Annotated in this window: 14 protein-coding genes; all 14 read left to right on the top strand. The window is 59.3% G+C overall.

Annotated elements, in window-relative coordinates:
- The first annotated feature begins 15 nt into the window (after positions 1 to 15).
- The 14 genes from sufD (at position 16) to XH92_RS37725 (ending at position 16074) form a co-directional block, all read left to right on the top strand.
- A complete protein-coding gene (sufD, locus tag XH92_RS37790) occupies positions 16 to 1338 on the top strand; it encodes a Fe-S cluster assembly protein SufD (RefSeq protein ID WP_194456582.1) in 1323 nt (440 codons plus the stop codon).
- A complete protein-coding gene (locus XH92_RS37785; protein WP_194456581.1) occupies positions 1335 to 2582 on the top strand; it encodes a cysteine desulfurase in 1248 nt (415 codons plus the stop codon). Before sufD ends, XH92_RS37785 begins: the two co-directional genes overlap by 4 nt.
- Before the next feature lie 476 nt (positions 2583 to 3058).
- Positions 3059 to 4561, top strand: a complete 1503-nt coding sequence (gene nifD / locus XH92_RS37780) for a nitrogenase molybdenum-iron protein alpha chain (RefSeq protein WP_139481299.1) — start codon at positions 3059 to 3061, stop codon at positions 4559 to 4561.
- 87 nt (positions 4562 to 4648) lie between these two features.
- A complete protein-coding gene (gene nifK, locus XH92_RS37775) occupies positions 4649 to 6205 on the top strand; it encodes a nitrogenase molybdenum-iron protein subunit beta (RefSeq protein ID WP_194456580.1) in 1557 nt (518 codons plus the stop codon).
- 96 nt (positions 6206 to 6301) lie between these two features.
- Complete coding sequence (gene nifE / locus XH92_RS37770) at positions 6302 to 7948, top strand: nitrogenase iron-molybdenum cofactor biosynthesis protein NifE (protein ID WP_194456579.1); 1647 nt, start codon at positions 6302 to 6304, stop codon at positions 7946 to 7948.
- A 9-nt stretch (positions 7949 to 7957) separates the two neighbouring features.
- Positions 7958 to 9358 carry a nitrogenase iron-molybdenum cofactor biosynthesis protein NifN gene (gene nifN, locus XH92_RS37765; RefSeq protein ID WP_194456578.1) on the top strand — a complete coding sequence of 467 codons (1401 nt, stop codon included), beginning with the start codon at positions 7958 to 7960 and terminating at the stop codon, positions 9356 to 9358.
- Positions 9355 to 9750: a nitrogen fixation protein NifX gene (gene nifX / locus XH92_RS37760; protein ID WP_194456577.1), complete on the top strand. Its 396-nt coding sequence runs from the start codon at positions 9355 to 9357 to the stop codon at positions 9748 to 9750. The genes nifN and nifX overlap by 4 nt, the downstream gene beginning before the upstream one ends.
- A 6-nt stretch (positions 9751 to 9756) precedes the next feature.
- The gene (locus XH92_RS37755) at positions 9757 to 10227 is read left to right on the top strand and encodes a NifX-associated nitrogen fixation protein (RefSeq protein WP_194456576.1); all 471 of its coding nucleotides are present in this window, start codon (positions 9757 to 9759) and stop codon (positions 10225 to 10227) included.
- A gap of 8 nt (positions 10228 to 10235) precedes the next feature.
- Positions 10236 to 10436 (top strand): CCE_0567 family metalloprotein, encoded by a 201-nt coding sequence (locus tag XH92_RS37750; protein WP_194456575.1) that lies wholly within the window; start codon positions 10236 to 10238, stop codon positions 10434 to 10436.
- 13 nt (positions 10437 to 10449) lie between these two features.
- Positions 10450 to 10743: a ferredoxin III, nif-specific gene (gene fdxB, locus XH92_RS37745; RefSeq protein WP_194456574.1), complete on the top strand. Its 294-nt coding sequence runs from the start codon at positions 10450 to 10452 to the stop codon at positions 10741 to 10743.
- Between the two features lie 705 nt (positions 10744 to 11448).
- Positions 11449 to 12309: a site-specific integrase gene (locus XH92_RS37740; RefSeq protein ID WP_194456573.1), complete on the top strand. Its 861-nt coding sequence runs from the start codon at positions 11449 to 11451 to the stop codon at positions 12307 to 12309.
- A 6-nt stretch (positions 12310 to 12315) separates the two neighbouring features.
- On the top strand, positions 12316 to 13497 hold the full coding sequence (locus XH92_RS37735; RefSeq protein ID WP_246788628.1) for an IS91 family transposase: 1182 nt from the start codon (positions 12316 to 12318) through the stop codon (positions 13495 to 13497).
- 411 nt (positions 13498 to 13908) lie between these two features.
- Positions 13909 to 14851 (top strand): IS630 family transposase gene (locus XH92_RS37730; RefSeq protein WP_194456571.1). Its coding sequence is split into 2 segments (ribosomal slippage): positions 13909 to 14244 and positions 14246 to 14851, totalling 942 coding nucleotides; the frame shifts between segments, so codons are not numbered across the junction.
- A gap of 398 nt (positions 14852 to 15249) precedes the next feature.
- On the top strand, positions 15250 to 16074 hold the full coding sequence (locus XH92_RS37725) for a host specificity protein (protein ID WP_246787986.1): 825 nt from the start codon (positions 15250 to 15252) through the stop codon (positions 16072 to 16074).
- Positions 16075 to 16519 lie beyond the last annotated feature (445 nt).

Raw genomic sequence — 16519 nt, 5'->3', positions numbered from 1 at the left:
GCACGAGATTTCCCGATGAAGCAGGTTGTGACCAAAACCGCCGCCGGGCGCGCAACGGACAATGTCTTTGCCGCGGCGCATGGACGGTTGCCTGGCTCCGGGCTCGTCGCTCATATCCGTGCGAGGGCGTTCGAAGCCTACGAGCGTGCCGGCCTCCCGCATCGGCGCATCGAGGCCTGGAAATACACCGATCTGCGCACCCTGATTGGCGCGGTCCTGCCACTCGCTCCGCGACCCGATGCGACTGCGCTGGTGCGCGCAGCGGCGTCGGTTAAGCAAACAGCAGTCGATCGGGCGGTCAAACTCGTCCTGGTGGATGGTATATTCGTACCGAGCCTTTCCGATTTGGACAGTCTGGAAGACGGGGTCGCTGTGCGGTCGCTCCGGGAGGTCCTGGAAGATACGACCGACAGCGCGATGGCCGGCCTGGTGCTGTCGACGACGACAGATGCGGTGATCTCGCTCAATGCGGCTATGGCGACCGATGGCTTGGTGATTACGATTTCTGACGGCGAAGCGGTGAAGCGTCCGATTCAGATCGTTCACGTCACGACCGGATCGTTGGTGTCCAACTTCACGCGTTCCTATCTGCAACTCGGCCAAGGCGCGCATGCGGCCTTAGTGGAGAGTTTCGCCTCGGTTGAAGGCGCGAGCGGCTATCAGACCAACGATGCGACAATTGCCCTGGTTGGTGACGAGGCGAGCCTTTCGCATATCCGACTGGCGGCCGACGCCGCTGACGCGGTGCATATCTCATCAAGCATCATCGCGGTCGGCGCCAGGGCGAAGCTGGGTCTCTTCAGCATGACCTGCAGCGGCTCCGTCAGTCGCTACCAGGGATTCGTCACGCTGACTGGCGAGGGATCCAAGCTCTCGGCGAACGCCGTCAATCTCATCAGGCACAAGCAGCACGTCGACACGACAATGGTGGTCGATCACGCCGTGCCACATTGCACCAGTCGGGAGAAGTTCCGTGCGGTCATCGACGAATGCGGCCGTTCGGTGCTCCAAGGCCAGATTGTCGTTCGTCCTGGCGCGCAGAAGGCGGACGCCACCCTGACGACGCGAGCGCTGCTTCTGTCCGACGAGGCCCGGGCCGACAACAAGCCCGAACTCGAAATCTTGGCCGACGACGTGAGTTGCGGCCACGGATCGACGTCAGGTGCGCTGGACGGTGCTCTCGTATTTTATCTGCGTGCTCGTGGTCTATCCGAGAAGGACGCGCAGGCGTTGCTGATTGGAGCATTCCTGGGCGAGGCGATTGAGGAAATCGCCCCCGAGAGCCTGCGCGATTTCGTGACCGCGCAAACTGAACACTGGATGCAGGCGCGGAGATGAGCGTGCATCCAGCGATGAGCAATGGCAGGTACGAGGTCAACCGTCTGCGTGCGGACTTTCCTGCGTTGAGCATGACGGTCTATGGCAGGCCGCTGGTCTATCTCGACAATGCCGCCTCGGCTCAGAAGCCGAAGGCGGTACTTGACCGCATGATGCAGGTCTACTCAAGCGAATATGCCAACGTGCATCGCGGTTTGCACTACCTCGCTAACGCTGCGACCGAGGCGTATGAAGGCGCGCGTGCCAAGCTGGCGCAATTTGTGAACGCCCGTCTAAACGAAGAGATCATCTTCACCCGCAGCGCCACCGAGGCAATCAATCTGGTCGCCCAGACCTTCGGCCGTGAACGCGTCACCCCGGGCGATGAGATCGTTCTCTCGATGATGGAACATCATTCCAACATCGTGCCGTGGCATTTTCTCAGAGAGCGCCACGGTGCGGTGATCAAATGGGCACCAGTGGATGATGACGGCAACTTCCTGCTGGATGCCTTTGAGCAGCTCCTGACCCGGCGCACCAAGATGGTTGCGATCACACAAATGTCGAATGCTCTGGGGACCATCTTACCGGTAAAGGAGGTGGTGAGGATCGCGCACGCTCGCGGTATCCCGGTGCTGATCGATGGTTCGCAAGGATGCGTCCATCTGAACGCCGACGTCTGCGGCATCGATTGCGATTTCTACGTGATGACGGGCCACAAACTCTATGGTCCGACCGGCATCGGCATGCTCTACGGCAAATCTGAGCATCTGGCGTTGATGCCACCCTTCAATGGCGGGGGCGAAATGATCCGTGAGGTCTCACGTACCGGCGTCATCTATGGTGATCCGCCGCACCGCTTCGAAGCGGGTACGCCACCGATCGTCGAGGCGGTCGGTCTGGGGGCGGCTGTGGACTACATCAATTCAATAGGCAAGAAGCAGATCCGCGAGCACGAAAGCGCACTGCTTGCTTACGCTCAGCAGCAGCTGGCGGACATCAACTCCGTGCGCTTGATCGGGACACCAGCCGAGAAGGGGCCGATCATCTCCTTTGATATGAAGAATGCGCATGCGCATGATATTGCCACCGTCATCGACCGCGCAGGTGTGGCGGTGCGGGCAGGGGCCCATTGCGCGATGCCGCTGCTCAAGCGGTTCGGTGTTCTGGCGACATGCCGTGCGTCCTTCGGCCTCTACAACACACGTGAAGAGATTGATACGCTCGTCGGTGCGCTCATCAAGGCACGGCAGCTGTTCTCGTGAGACGGCGAGTGTGCCACGTCTAAGTGGCTACGGAGCTTGCATCGACCTCGGCGGGCGATGACGTCATACACAAGACCATCATCGTCTTCGCTGAAGGTAAGCATCCGTCGTGCCCTGCAGCATAGATGGTATTGGCAAGCCGGAGCCGCCAGCCACCCGCTCGTCCATGTTAGCGGCCGTCCCGCCGAGCGCGATCGCAAAATCTTGCAATCGGCGGCAACTTCGCGTCTTCGAGAACTGCGCGGCGCAACTTCGCGCATAGCCGGCACTTGTTCCATTTCGAACAGGGTAAACGAAGAAGTCTCCGCGCAAAGCGCGATGTCGCGTTCGCAACAACAACCAGCCTCATCGCACGAGCCGCGCTAACTGTGTCTATTTGTTCTGGTTTTTGCGCTCCCGATGGACTGGCATGCTCGTTGCAAAAGTCTTGGTCAGCAAGAAGCTCTTCCAACCGCTAACCCTTGAAGGACATCAGCATGAGTCTCGCCACGACCCAGAGCATTGCAGAAATCAGGGCTCGTAACAAACAGCTGATCGACGAGGTGCTGAAGGTCTATCCAGAGAAGACCGCGAAGCGGCGTGCCAAGCATCTGAACGTTCACCAGGCCGGGAAGTCCGATTGCGGAGTCAAGTCCAACATCAAATCCATACCTGGTGTGATGACAATCAGAGGCTGCGCCTATGCAGGATCCAAGGGAGTGGTCTGGGGGCCGATCAAGGACATGGTCCATATCAGCCATGGCCCGGTTGGCTGCGGCCAGTATTCGTGGGGCTCGCGTCGCAACTACTACGTTGGCACAACGGGCGTCGATAGTTTTGTGACCCTGCAATTCACCTCCGATTTCCAGGAGAAGGACATCGTATTCGGAGGCGACAAGAAGCTGGTTAAAGTCCTTGACGAAATCCAGGAGCTTTTCCCGCTCAACCACGGCATCACCATCCAATCGGAATGCCCGATCGGATTGATCGGGGACGACATCGAGGCCGTGTCAAGGTCAAAATCCAAGGAATATGGCGGCAAGACCATCGTGCCGGTCCGCTGTGAGGGCTTTCGCGGTGTGTCGCAGTCGCTTGGCCACCACATCGCCAACGACGCGGTGCGCGATTGGATTTTCGACAAGCTCGACCCCGACGGCAAACCAAAGTTCGAGCCGACGCCCTACGATGTTGCGATCATTGGAGACTACAATATCGGCGGCGATGCCTGGTCATCGCGAATTCTGCTGGAGGAAATGGGCCTGCGGGTGATTGCACAGTGGTCCGGCGACGGTTCACTCGCCGAGCTCGAAGCAACGCCAAAGGCGAAGCTCAACATTCTGCATTGCTACCGTTCGATGAACTACATCTCGCGTCATATGGAGGAGAAGTTCGGTATCCCCTGGTGCGAGTACAACTTCTTCGGACCTTCAAAGATTGCAGAATCGCTGCGCAAGATTGCCGGCTATTTCGACGACAAGATCAAGGAGGGTGCCGAGCGGGTGATCGAAAAGTACCAGCCGCTGGTGAATGCCGTGATCGCAAAATATCGCCCGCGCCTGCAGGGCAAGACGGTGATGCTGTACGTCGGCGGGCTTCGTCCGCGTCATGTGATTGGCGCCTACGAGGACCTCGGCATGGAAGTCGTGGGAACCGGATACGAGTTCGGTCATAACGACGACTATCAGCGCACCGCCCAGCATTATGTAAAGGACAGCACGCTCATCTACGACGACGTCAACGGCTATGAGTTCGAGCGCTTCGTCGAAAAGCTCCAGCCTGATCTGGTCGGCTCGGGCATCAAGGAAAAGTACGTTTTCCAAAAGATGGGTGTGCCGTTCCGGCAGATGCATTCCTGGGACTATTCGGGCCCATATCACGGCTATGACGGCTTTGCGATCTTTGCTCGCGACATGGACATGGCTGTCAACTCGCCGATCTGGAAGAAGATGAAGGCACCTTGGAAGGAAGCCTCGAAAGCCAAGCTCTTGGCTGCAGAATAACAAGCACTTGGTTCCACAATAGAGCAACCGATCCCGCTCTCTGCGGAGAGTTGGGCGATATCAATTTCGATAGTGAAGGATCCTAACATGGCGCAGAGTGCAGAACATGTGCTCGATCATCTCGAACTGTTCCGCGGTCCAGAATACCAACAAATGCTGGCCGACAAGAAGTTGTTCGAAAATCCCCGCGATCCTGCCGAGGTCGAACGTATCAAGGAATGGACGAAAACCCCCGAATATCGCGAAAAGAATTTCGCGCGGGAGGCGCTTGCGGTAAATCCGGCCAAAGCCTGCCAGCCGCTTGGCGCCGTTTTCGTCTCAGTCGGTTTTGAGGGCACGCTGCCCTTCGTCCATGGCTCGCAAGGCTGCGTGGCCTATTACCGCAGCCATCTGTCGCGGCACTTTAAGGAGCCGAGCTCCTGCGTGTCTTCGTCGATGACGGAAGACGCCGCTGTGTTCGGGGGGCTGAACAATATGATCGACGGCCTCGCCAACAGCTACAACATGTACAAACCCAAGATGATTGCGGTCTCGACGACCTGCATGGCTGAGGTAATCGGCGATGACCTCAACGCCTTCATCAAGACGTCGAAGGAAAAAGGCTCGGTTCCGGCAGAGTTCGACGTGCCCTTCGCACATACGCCGGCGTTCGTCGGCAGCCACGTCACGGGCTACGACAACGCACTCAAGGGCATTCTCGAGCATTTTTGGGACGGCAAGGCCGGAACGGCGCCGAAGCTGGAACGCAAGCCAAATGAGGCAATCAACATCATCGGCGGCTTTGATGGCAATACCGTTGGAAACCTTCGCGAGATCAAGCGAATCTTGGCATTGATGGGCATCGAACATACGGTTCTCGCCGATAACTCTGAAGTCTTCGATACCCCGACCGATGGCGAGTTCCGGATGTATGACGGCGGCACCACGCTGGAAGACGCGGCGAACGCGATTCACGCCAAGGCGACAATCTCCATGCAGCAATGGTGTACGGAAAAAACGCTGCCGTTCGTGTCCGAGCATGGCCAGGACGTCGTGTCTTTCAATTATCCGGTCGGTGTGTCCGCAACGGATGATTTTCTCGTGGCGTTATCACGCATCAGCGGCAAGGAGATTCCGGAGGAGCTCGCGCGAGAGCGTGGCCGCTTGGTTGATGCCATCGCGGACTCCAGCGCGCATATCCATGGCAAGAAGTTCGCGATCTATGGCGATCCGGATCTCTGCTATGGGTTGGCTGCCTTTCTGCTCGAACTCGGCGCCGAACCGACCCATGTGCTGTCCACCAATGGCAACAAGGCGTGGCAGGAAAAAATGCAGGCGCTGTTTGCAAGCTCGCCATTTGGTCAGGGCTGCCAAGCCTATCCGGGGCGGGACCTCTGGCACATGCGCTCGCTCCTGTTCACGGAGCCGGTTGACTTTCTGATTGGCAATACACACGGCAAGTACCTGGAACGGGACACTGGAACGCCACTGATCCGCATCGGGTTTCCAATTTTTGATCGGCATCACCATCACCGCTCCCCCGTGTGGGGCTATCAGGGCGGCCTGAATGTACTGGTGAAGATCCTCGACAAGATCTTCGATGAAATCGACAAGAAGACCAATGTTCTTGGCAAGACTGACTATAGCTTCGACATCATTCGTTGATGGCGGAGAGTGCGCGTGCCATCGCCGGAACACTCGCCGATGGCGCGCGTGCAACATGGTCGGCAGAGAGTTGCTTTCGCAGAGAGGAAAAAGCTGATGAGTTCGCTAGCGGCCACGGTCCAGGATATCTTCAGCGAGCCGGGCTGCGCCAAGAATGGCAATAAGTCGGAGGCTGAGCGCAAGAAGGGTTGCACCAAGCAACTGCAGCCGGGCGGCGCTGCGGGCGGGTGTGCCTTCGACGGCGCCAAGATTGCGCTGCAGCCCTTTACCGACGTCGCTCACCTCGTGCATGGTCCGATCGCATGCGAAGGCAATTCTTGGGACAATCGCGGCGCGGCGTCCTCCGGCTCTAGTCTGTGGCGCACGGCATTCACAACCGATATGAGCGAAACCGATATCGTATTTGGGGGCGAGAAGCGGCTCTGCAAAGCGATCAAAGAGATCATCGACAAGCGCGACCCGCCCGCAATCTTCGTCTATCAGACCTGCATCCCGGCCATGATCGGCGACGATATCAACGCGGTCTGCAAGGCGGCGTCTCAAAGGTTCGGCAAGCCGGTGATTCCGATCAATTCCCCGGGGTTCGTTGGTTCCAAGAACCTCGGTAACAAGCTCGCCGGCGAGGCCTTGCTCGACTATGTAATCGGAACGCAGGAGCCGGACTACGCCACACCGTACGATGTAAACCTGATCGGAGAATTTAATCTCTCGGGAGAGCTCTGGCAGGTAAAGCCGTTGTTCGAAGAGCTTGGCATTCGGATTCTGTCTTGCATCTCGGGCGATGGCAAATATCGCGAAGTCGCTTCATCCCATCGCGCACGGGCAGCGATGCTGGTGTGCTCGAAGGCCATGGTCAACGTCGCACGCAAGATGGAGGAACGCTACGGGATCCCGTTCTTCGAAGGGTCGTTCTACGGTATTCAGGATTCGAGCTATTCGCTGCGCCAGATCGCCCGCTTATTGGTTGAACGTGGCGCGCCGCAAGAGCTGCTCGGGCGCACCGAAGCGGTGATCGCACGCGAGGAGGCGAGAGCGTGGGCTGCGATCGAACCGTACAAGCCACGATTCAAAGGCAAGAAGGCTTTATTGATTACCGGCGGCGTCAAGTCATGGTCGGTCGTTGCGGCGCTACAGGAAGCCGGCCTCGAAATGGTCGGAACCAGTGTGAAGAAGTCGACGAGGGAGGACAAGGAACGCATCAAGCTGCTCATGGGGCAAGATGCCCACATGATCGAGGATATGACGCCGCGCGAAATGTACAGAATGCTGAAGGACGCCAAGGCGGACATCATGCTCTCGGGCGGCAAATCGCAGTTCGTTGCACTGAAGGCGGCGATGCCCTGGCTCGATGTCAACCAGGAGCGTTGCCACGCCTATATGGGATATGTCGGAATGGTCAAGCTGGTGGAGGAGATCGATAAGTCGCTCTCTAACCCGATGTGGAACCAGCTACGTCGACCGGCGCCATGGGAGGCTTTGGCCAAGGCGATGGTGCATATGCAATCGCCGGTGGCGGCGATCGCGCACGATCCGGCGCTCGCCGAAGCGGCGCGGCGCGCGAGAAAGATCTGCTCCTGCAACACAGTCGATCTCGGCACGATCGAAGATGCGATCTACGCGCATGGCCTGAGGAGCGTCGAGGCAGTCAGAAATCACACCAATGCCGTCGGTGGCTGCTGCAAGCGACGCATCGAGGACGTCCTGGCGTCCGCGCCGCCCGCCGGGCTGCAGGCCGCCGAATAGGAAGGTGTCATGGCCATCGCGACGTTGCCGACAAAAGCATGCGCGGTTAACCCGTTGAAGATGAGCCAGCCGATCGGCGGCGCATTTGCGTTCATGGGGCTACGCGGGGCGATGCCGCTTTTGCACGGCTCACAAGGTTGCACCTCCTTCGGGCTCACCCTCTTTGTGCGGCATTTCAAGGAGGCTGTACCGCTGCAGACCACTGCGATGAGCGAGGTCGCGACCGTGCTCGGCGGCTATGAGAATCTCGAGCAGGCGATACTCAATATCTACAATCGTACCAAGCCAAAGATCATCGGAATCTGCTCGACCGGTGTCACCGAGACCAATGGAGACGATGTCGATGCCTACCTCAAGCTGATCCGGGACAAGCATCCGCAGCTTGCGAAATTACCGCTGGTCTATGTTTCGACGCCTGATTTCAAAGGGGCGTTCCAGGACGGCTGGGAGAAGGCCGTGGCGAGCATTGTGGAGTTGCTGGTGGAAGGGCCAAACGTCAATGGCCTGCGCGATCCATCGAGGGTGAATGTTCTTCCAGGATGCCACCTCACGCCGGGTGATCTTGATGAACTTCGTGCCATCCTGGAGGATTTTGGGTTGCGGCCGTCCTTCCTGCCTGATCTGGCGGGGTCGCTCGATGGGCATATCCCTGATGACTTTACCCCAACGACCATCGGCGGCATCGGCGTGGACGAAATCGCGAGCATGGGTCGCGCAGGGTGGACTATCGCAATAGGCTGGCAGATGCGGCGAGCAGCAGCGGTCATGCAGGCCAGGACCGGCGTGCCATTTCGTCTGTTCGAGCGGTTATGCGGTCTCGGTCCGAACGACGAATTCATGACTTTTCTGAGCGAGATCAGCGGCCGCCCCATGCCATCGAAATATCGGCGCCAGCGCGGCCAGCTCACCGACGCAATGCTGGACGCTCACTTCCATATTGGCGGTCGCAAACTTGCAATCGCGGCCGAGCCAGACCTGCTGTTCGACCTGTCCAGTATGTTGCACGAGATGGGCGCGCAGGTGAGCGCGGCCGTGACGACCACGCAGTCGGCGGTAATCGAGCGGGTAAAGACCGAGGAGGTGCTGATCGGCGATCTTGAGGATCTGGAAGAGCTAGCCAGAACAAAGCATTGCGACCTGCTGATCACGCATTCGCATGGCAGGCAGGCGGCGGCCCGGCTGAAAATCCCGTTCTATCGAGCCGGTTTTCCGATGTTCGATCGGCTTGGCGCAGGGCACCAACTATCCATCGGTTATCGTGGCACGCGCGATCTCATCTTTGATATCGCCAATCTTGTGATCGCGGACCGCGAGGAGAATCATCAGCCGACGCCGGATAGATGGAGGCCTTCGGCGGCACTGCCGCTAGCGTCGGGCCACCGCAGCGCAGCTGGGAGGTCGACTGCATGAAGGTCGCATTCGCCACGCAAGACCTAAGACGCGTCGATGCCCATTTTGGTTGGGCAAAGAATATCGCCATCTATGATGTCGCGCCCAGCGGGCACGTGTTTCTCAAAGCGGTGGAGTTCGAGGGAGATCTCAAGGCAGACGGCGACGACGACAAGCTGGCGCCGAAGATCGAGGCGATCAAGGATTGTGCAATCCTGTACGTTGCCGCCATCGGCGGTGCCGGCGCTGCGCGGGTCGTGGCCAACAACATCCATCCTATCAAGGTGAACAAGCCAGAAAACATCCTTGCGCTGCTCGAAAAGCTCGAGCGCGTATTGAAGGGCACGCCGCCGCCGTGGCTGCGCAAGGCCTTGGCGAAGGACCAACGGCGCACATTCGAGTTCGACGAATGAGGTGAGATGACCGAGGCCGCAGAGATGGCGCAGCAGGGCGACGCCCTTGATTCCCCGTTCCTCAAGGAGCTGGTCAAAATATGGCGCGCTCAGGATACCAACGGAGCCTGGGAGGCCAAGAGCGATTTCGAGCTGCTTGAACCCTATATCTTGGACAAGGAAAAGCGGCGGGCACTGCCGATTGTCGGCGATCCTGATCCCGACACGCTGTGGCGGCTGGAGCTGTTCTTCAACGCAGTCGCACTCTCGATCGAGAGGGCCACCGGCGTGATGATCCAGCCGATGCTGAAGATGCATCATGAAGGCTTTGGCCGCATGGTGCTGATCGGGGGTCGGCTGATCGCCGTGAACAAGCAGCTGCGCGATATGCATCGGTTCGGCTTCGACAACCTCGCAAAGCTCGCGCAGGAGGGTGACAAATATGTCAGGGCCGGAATCGACTTGATCCGGAAATTTCCGGACGTGGCAAACTATTGAGGGAACTCATGAGCGATCGTGAACTACTGAAGGCGGAGTTAAAGAAACTCTCGGCCAAAGCGCTACAAGCCAAAATGGATCTGCACGACCTCTCGGAAGAACTTCCCATCAACTGGACATCGATCATGGTGGTGGCGCAGAAGGCGTATGATGCCTATGCTGAACTCGAACGCAAGAGCCATGAATTGGAGGCCCTGGAAAATAGCTAAAGGAGTCCGATTCATGTCATTTGCGACGCGCGATGGCCGCGACTGGACGCCGGACTATTTGATCTCGATAGATGCCAACAAGTGCATCGGCTGTGGCCGCTGCTTCAAGGTGTGCGGTCGAGACGTCATTATGTTGAAAGGAATCAACGAGGAGGGGGAGCTCGTCGACCTCGACGAGGACGAGGAAATTGAAAAGAAAATCATGGTTTTGAATGATCACGGCGCCTGCATCGGCTGCGGCGCCTGCGCCAGAGTTTGTCCGGCCAATTGCCAGACCCACGGTTCAGCCGCGGCCGAAGCTGCGTGAGCGAAGGCAGGATCGTTCTCCGCGGCAGGCGCAATGGACGCGACGGACGAGACCCATAGCCGATCTCGTGTAGCCCCAAACTGAGGCTGGGCCAGCGTGGGTGATAGCCTCGATTGTTGGACGGAGCGAGCGGAGACATTGCGGTTGGGCTCGCAGAAGGCAAGCCATACATTTGAGTCGTAATCCTGTGGAGAAGATCCTTCGCAAGCTCTATGTTTTCGTGGAAGGACGTCCTGTACCGATCCGGGCTCGCAGAATCGGGTGAACTAGGCGCGATCCAGATTGTAATCGTTCGGAGAATGCCAGCTCCCCGAAGTAGGGCGCATTCCTCCAGATGGTTCCGATTATGTCCCGTAGCTTGTCCTCTTCAGGAACAGGGGAGCCGTACCTTGGCCTCGGTGCCGCCAACGATAGATCCATGACCGATCGCGTTGACGGGGAATCTGGTGACGGCAGCAGTTAGTTGTTCCTTCCGTACCCGTCTTGGTTTGGGTGTCGTTGCACCGGACCGGAGGGACAGTGCAAGAACGTATGCGGGATCGTCGAGATCGGTAGCGCACTAGAGCGTGATCGTTTTGGTCTGAATCGATTGGGGATTGAACGAAGCCGCTGGCGCGGCATGTAGGGAGGCATGGCAAGGATTGCCTCCTGTCTGAGAGGATTGCGGGTTTTCGAAGCCCAACCCTTTAGACAGGAGGTTTTCCGATGGCTGAGATCAGCCCACTTCGCCGCCGCATGATCGAGGACATGACGGTCCGCAATCTGTCACCGGCGACGCAGCAATCCTACCTCAACGCCGTAGCGAAGTTGAGCCGATATTTCGGTCGTTCTCCCGACCGGCTCGACCTCGAGGATATCCGTGCCTTCCAGGTACATCTGGTTGCGACGGGGATGTCCTGGCCGGCACTGAACCAGATCGTCTGCGCACTGCGGTTCTTCTACGGTGTGACGCTTGGTCATGACACCGTTCCGGAGCGCATCGCCTATGCGCGTAAACCGCGTAAACTACCGGTCGTGCTGAGCACCGACGAGGTCGTACGCTTCCTGGAAGCAATCCCAAGCCTCAAGAGCCGTACCGCGTTGACCACCGTCTATGCCGCAGGCTTGCGCGTATCGGAAGTGGTCCTCTTGAAGGTTGTCGACATTGATAGCCAACGGATGTTGATCCGGGTCGAGCACGGCAAGGGCGGCAAGGACCGTTACGTTATGCTCTCGCCGCAGCTTTTGAGGATTCTGCGGACTTATTGGCGGCTCACTCGGCCAAAACGATGGCTATTTCCCGGCCGCGACGACGAGCGTCCGCTCGTCCCGAACGTGCTGCACGCCGCCTGCCGTTCAGCCTGTGCTGCGGCCGGCTTGAGCAAGTCGGTGACCGTGCATACGCTGCGGCACACATTCGCGACCCATCTCCTGGAGAACGGGGCCGACGTGCGCATCATCCAGGTGCTGCTCGGCCATGCCAGTCTGGCCAGCACGGCGCGCTATACCCAAGTCGCCACAAAGACCATCAGCAATACGCCAAGTCCACTTGACCGGCTCCGCCTAGAGGTCGTGCCGCCCGGCTGAGCGGACCTGATGGCTCCGGTTCTGGAGGTGGCGGATATCTTCCGCCGCTACGGCGAAGCGTTTCGGCAAGCCCGTGCCGAGCATTTGGGCCGCGTCGAGCGGCGCGTCATGGGCGCGATCACGGCATGCCGGACGGCTGTGCTCGGCGGCCACGTCGAGCAGTGCGACGACTGCGGCGCCACACGGATCGCCTACAACTCCTGTCGCAATCGGCACTGTCCGAAGTGCCAGGGCGCGGCGCGCGCGCAATGGCTTGCCGAGCGGCAAGCCGAGCTCCTTCCCGTGCCGTATTTCCACGTCGTCTTCACCATGCCGGCCTCCGCCGCGGAGATCGCCTTCCAGAACAAGGCCGTCATCTATGCCATCCTGTTCCGCTGCGCGGCCGAGACGCTCACCACCATCGCGGCCGACCCCAAGCACCTCGGCGCCCAGCTCGGCGTGACCGCCGTCCTCCATACCTGGGGCCAGACCCTGCAACACCATCCGCATCTCCACTGTGTCGTGCCTGGTGGTGGACCTTCGCCCGACGGCATCCGCTGGGTCGCTTGCCGGCCCGGCTTCTTCCTGCCGGTGCGCGTCCTCTCTCGGCTGTTCCGCCGCCTGTTTCTGCAAGAGCTGCAAGCTGCCTTCGTGGCTGGCCAGTTGGGCTTTTTTGGTGATCTCGCCCGTCTCGCCGATCCCGCCGCGTTTACCCAGCGGCTCGATCAGCTCCGACGGACCGACTGGGTCGTCTACGCCAAGCCGCCATTCGGTGGGCCCGAACAGGTGCTGGCTTATCTCGGCCGCTATACGCATCGCGTCGCCATCGCCAACAGCCGGCTGATCTCACTCGCCGATGGGAAGGTGAGCTTTTCCTGGAAGGACTATCGGCAGAATCGCAAAGCCAAAGTGATGGCGCTTGATGCCGATGAGTTCATGCGTCGCTTTCTCCTGCACACCCTGCCGGACGGCTTTCACCGCATCCGCCACTATGGCTTTCTCGCCAATGGCGGACGCAACGATAAAATCGCCCTCTGCCGTCAACTCCTTGACGTCCGCAACGCTCCGGCTGATCAAGAAGCCGGCGGCGATCCCCTCGTCAAATGCGAGATCCCGGTCTGCCCGCATTGCGGCGGCACCATGCGGCGCATCGACGTCGTCCCGCGAGCCTGCGCGCGCGACCATCCGTTTCGTTGTGACACGTCATGACCAGCGCCTGCACCATCCACCCCTTCCGTGATCACCTTCGCGGTGGCAACGTCCGATGTCGCCGTGGCCGCGCTCGTCACCACTCACCCCGTCAGTCATGCGGCCGCGCATCCCAGCACAGCAAATCGCTCGCGGCATCGTGCTCTCGGACCGAGCAATGGCCCCGCTCACGTCCGATCAATGTCTCGCCGACGCACGGCCGCCACAGGCGCGCCTTCTCCGCAGTTGCTTCGGCTGCACTATCCCCATAGCGCCCACAACTCCGCGGCTTCGTTCAATCCGGCTTCTATGAGGTCGCACGCGCCACCGCGTGCGCGGCTCGCGCCTGCTACGCGACCTCACAGAACCCTCAAGAATCCCAAATCAGCGGAGTTCTGATTCAAGATGCTGGCTGGAGGAGGCCAGCATCTGATGGGACGGGCCTATTCTCTTGATTTGCGCGAGCGCGTTGTTGCCGCGGTAGCGGCGGGAGAGAGCTGCCGGTCGGTGGCTGCCACCTTCAAGGTCAGCGTTGCGAGCGTGGTGAAGTGGTCGCAGCGGTTTCGCGCGACCGGAAGCGCGGCGGCGCGGCAGATGGGCGGCAATCGTCCCTACGCGCTGTCTTCCGAACGCGACTGGCTGCTCAAGCGGCTTGCCGAACAGCCGGACGTGACGTTGCGCGCCCTGCGGGCGGAACTGGCCGAGCGCGGGATCAAGGTCAGCTATTACGCGGTGTGGCACTTCTTCGAGCACGAAGGCATCAGCTTCAAAAAAAAGCCTGCACGCCAGCGAGCAGGATCGCCCCGACGTCGCCCGGCGGCGGGCGCAATGGCGAAAATATCAAGGACGGCTTGATCCTTCCCGGCTGGTCTTCATCGACGAAACCTGGGCCAAAACCAACATGACGCGCACCCACGGCCGTGCGCCACGTGGCGAGCGACTGATCGCCAAGGCCCCGCATGGCCGCTGGCGGACGCTGACCTTCCTGGCCGCCCTGCGCCATGATCGCATCGAGGCGCCCTGCGTGATCGATGGTCCGATCAATGGCGAGAGCTTCCTGGCTTACGTCGAGCAAATGCTGGTTCCGACACTTAAGCCTGGCGACATTGTCATCATCGACAACCTCGGCAGTCACAAAGGCAAGACCGTCCGTCGCGCCATCCGCGCCGCCGGCGCAAAGTTGTTCTTCTTGCCGCCCTACAGCCCGGATCTCAATCCGATCGAGCAGGTCTTCGCCAAGCTCAAGACCTTGCTCCGAAAAGCTGCCGAGCGAACCGTCGAAGCAACCTGGATGCGCATCGGCGCTCTACTCGACTGCTTCACGCCCCAGGAATGCGCCAACTACATCGCAAACGCCGGATACGCTTCAACATGAACCAATCATGCTCTAAGAAAAGCATGGAACGGCTGATGGGGGCAAGCGCGGGCCGGCCCTCGACGGACGGTTGCATTTGGTCAATGTCATGCTCAAACCTATGACGTCCCAGCGGTCTGATGTGGCGGTGGTCGCGGATCTGTATCGACAACTGGCCGGTCAGCGAAAAATCAACCATCAGCAATATCACGCAATGCGCGGCTATCGATTGCAGCTCGATGAGCAACGCGTGTTTACACGAATCGCGTGCTGATAGCCTGGTCGTTACGTGGAAGCCGGACAGATGTTCTGCGCCGTGTGGGTCAGCTTACGGTCAGCTAAGCCGCGTATCCTCGTCGTCAGAGCTTGCGCGGCACGAGCTCTACAGCGTGCAATTGTGCCGATAGGAGAGCGATCTGATGTATGGCAGAATCGTTGGCTCATCCAGCCAGTCCCCAAACGCCAGCCAAGCTGATGAATCGGAAGAGGCGGGAGATAGCTCGCGCTTTTCGGAAACGCTTTCAGACGTCGGGTCAGGTGGGTCGTCGCCGGCGTCATACTTTCTGGCTTCGGATCCACCAATAGAAGACATCACCGAATCTTCCTTCAATGCAGGGCTGCGGAGATTTTTGGGCGACGACATCAGGCAGATCGCCAGGAATCCACAAGAGTACTCGGATTTCGTATCCAAGAAGGCTGAGCGCGCGGCAATTGTTGCTGGAGCCTATAGAAGCACTCATTACGATCCGACCAGGCCCGCCCGATTTTACAGCTATCAGTTGGGTAACGAAACTGTTGGGCTCCTAAGAGCAGGAGGTCCGGTTCTCATCGATAGAGAGGATTTCCGGCAACAGTTCGGGCGCAACGATATCACTTCCGTCGTAGACCTTCGGGTGACGCATCCCCTGGCCGAAAATGCGGGCGATATTCTCCTGGAACACCAATTGAGACAGGATGGCGCTAATCCGTTGATCTTGTCAAACCCGGCCTTGCCCGGCATGGAGCCCCGCTTGGCGGAAATGGGTTTTGTTCACTGGGATGAAAATAACTGGGTGCTTGATCCTCATCAGCATCCCGAAGTGTGGACGAAGAATGATAACAACGAGTGGCAGCGAGTAGGCAAGCCCACACAGTACCTTGCTAAGGTAGATGACGGTGATACTGCTACTGAAGAGTGGAACTCTTCTGACGATGATCCGTCATTCTACTTAGAGCGCGCTCTTGCCGGGCTGAGCATGGAGTAAAGCAGTCGCGATAATGCCACCCGGCCAGAAGTGGCCGGCCCGCATTCGCGGAGTGCACGCAGCAGCGACGGTTCTCGCTTGATAGGGCGCACGCCTTCTGCGTGCGCCCTAAGGAAAACCTGTCTCGGATTTGGCGGTGATAGGGTTGCCGCCATCGGCAAGCTCGCCCGACTGCAAAGCGTGAATCATTGCCAGCTATTAAATCGGCTTCATTAACGAGGCGCTCGGTATTGGCACATCGATTCTGATGTCGCCGCCGAGGCCAGTCTGCTCGTCGAGGCGAAGTGGCGACCGGCGAGCGCTAGTCGTAACGCAAACGTTTGCATCGCCGCTCTCGATTAGCTGCCGCTCAGCGAGACGGCCTGCGAGCATCCAGGAGTCATTGTATTCTGTTCGGCTCTGATCGGACCGCATCATTGTCATCACTGTTCAAGCCGCTACGGCC

Origin of the sequence: Bradyrhizobium sp. CCBAU 53421, assembly GCF_015291625.1 — a bacterium.
Taxonomy (GTDB): domain Bacteria; phylum Pseudomonadota; class Alphaproteobacteria; order Rhizobiales; family Xanthobacteraceae; genus Bradyrhizobium.
The sequence above is the reverse complement of the archived record's forward strand: the minus strand, read 5'-3'. Positions and strand labels throughout refer to the sequence as shown.

Bases quoted from the DNA above. Each gene is read 5' to 3' on its own strand.
- sufD (WP_194456582.1), top strand. From the start codon at position 16: ATGAAGCAGGTTGTGACCAAAACCGCCGCCGGGCGCGCAACGGACAAT.
- XH92_RS37785 (WP_194456581.1), top strand. From the start codon at position 1,335: ATGAGCGTGCATCCAGCGATGAGCAATGGCAGGTACGAGGTCAACCGT.
- nifD (WP_139481299.1), top strand. From the start codon at position 3,059: ATGAGTCTCGCCACGACCCAGAGCATTGCAGAAATCAGGGCTCGTAAC.
- nifK (WP_194456580.1), top strand. From the start codon at position 4,649: ATGGCGCAGAGTGCAGAACATGTGCTCGATCATCTCGAACTGTTCCGC.
- nifE (WP_194456579.1), top strand. From the start codon at position 6,302: ATGAGTTCGCTAGCGGCCACGGTCCAGGATATCTTCAGCGAGCCGGGC.
- nifN (WP_194456578.1), top strand. From the start codon at position 7,958: ATGGCCATCGCGACGTTGCCGACAAAAGCATGCGCGGTTAACCCGTTG.
- nifX (WP_194456577.1), top strand. From the start codon at position 9,355: ATGAAGGTCGCATTCGCCACGCAAGACCTAAGACGCGTCGATGCCCAT.
- XH92_RS37755 (WP_194456576.1), top strand. From the start codon at position 9,757: ATGACCGAGGCCGCAGAGATGGCGCAGCAGGGCGACGCCCTTGATTCC.
- XH92_RS37750 (WP_194456575.1), top strand. From the start codon at position 10,236: ATGAGCGATCGTGAACTACTGAAGGCGGAGTTAAAGAAACTCTCGGCC.
- fdxB (WP_194456574.1), top strand. From the start codon at position 10,450: ATGTCATTTGCGACGCGCGATGGCCGCGACTGGACGCCGGACTATTTG.
- XH92_RS37740 (WP_194456573.1), top strand. From the start codon at position 11,449: ATGGCTGAGATCAGCCCACTTCGCCGCCGCATGATCGAGGACATGACG.
- XH92_RS37725 (WP_246787986.1), top strand. From the start codon at position 15,250: ATGTATGGCAGAATCGTTGGCTCATCCAGCCAGTCCCCAAACGCCAGC.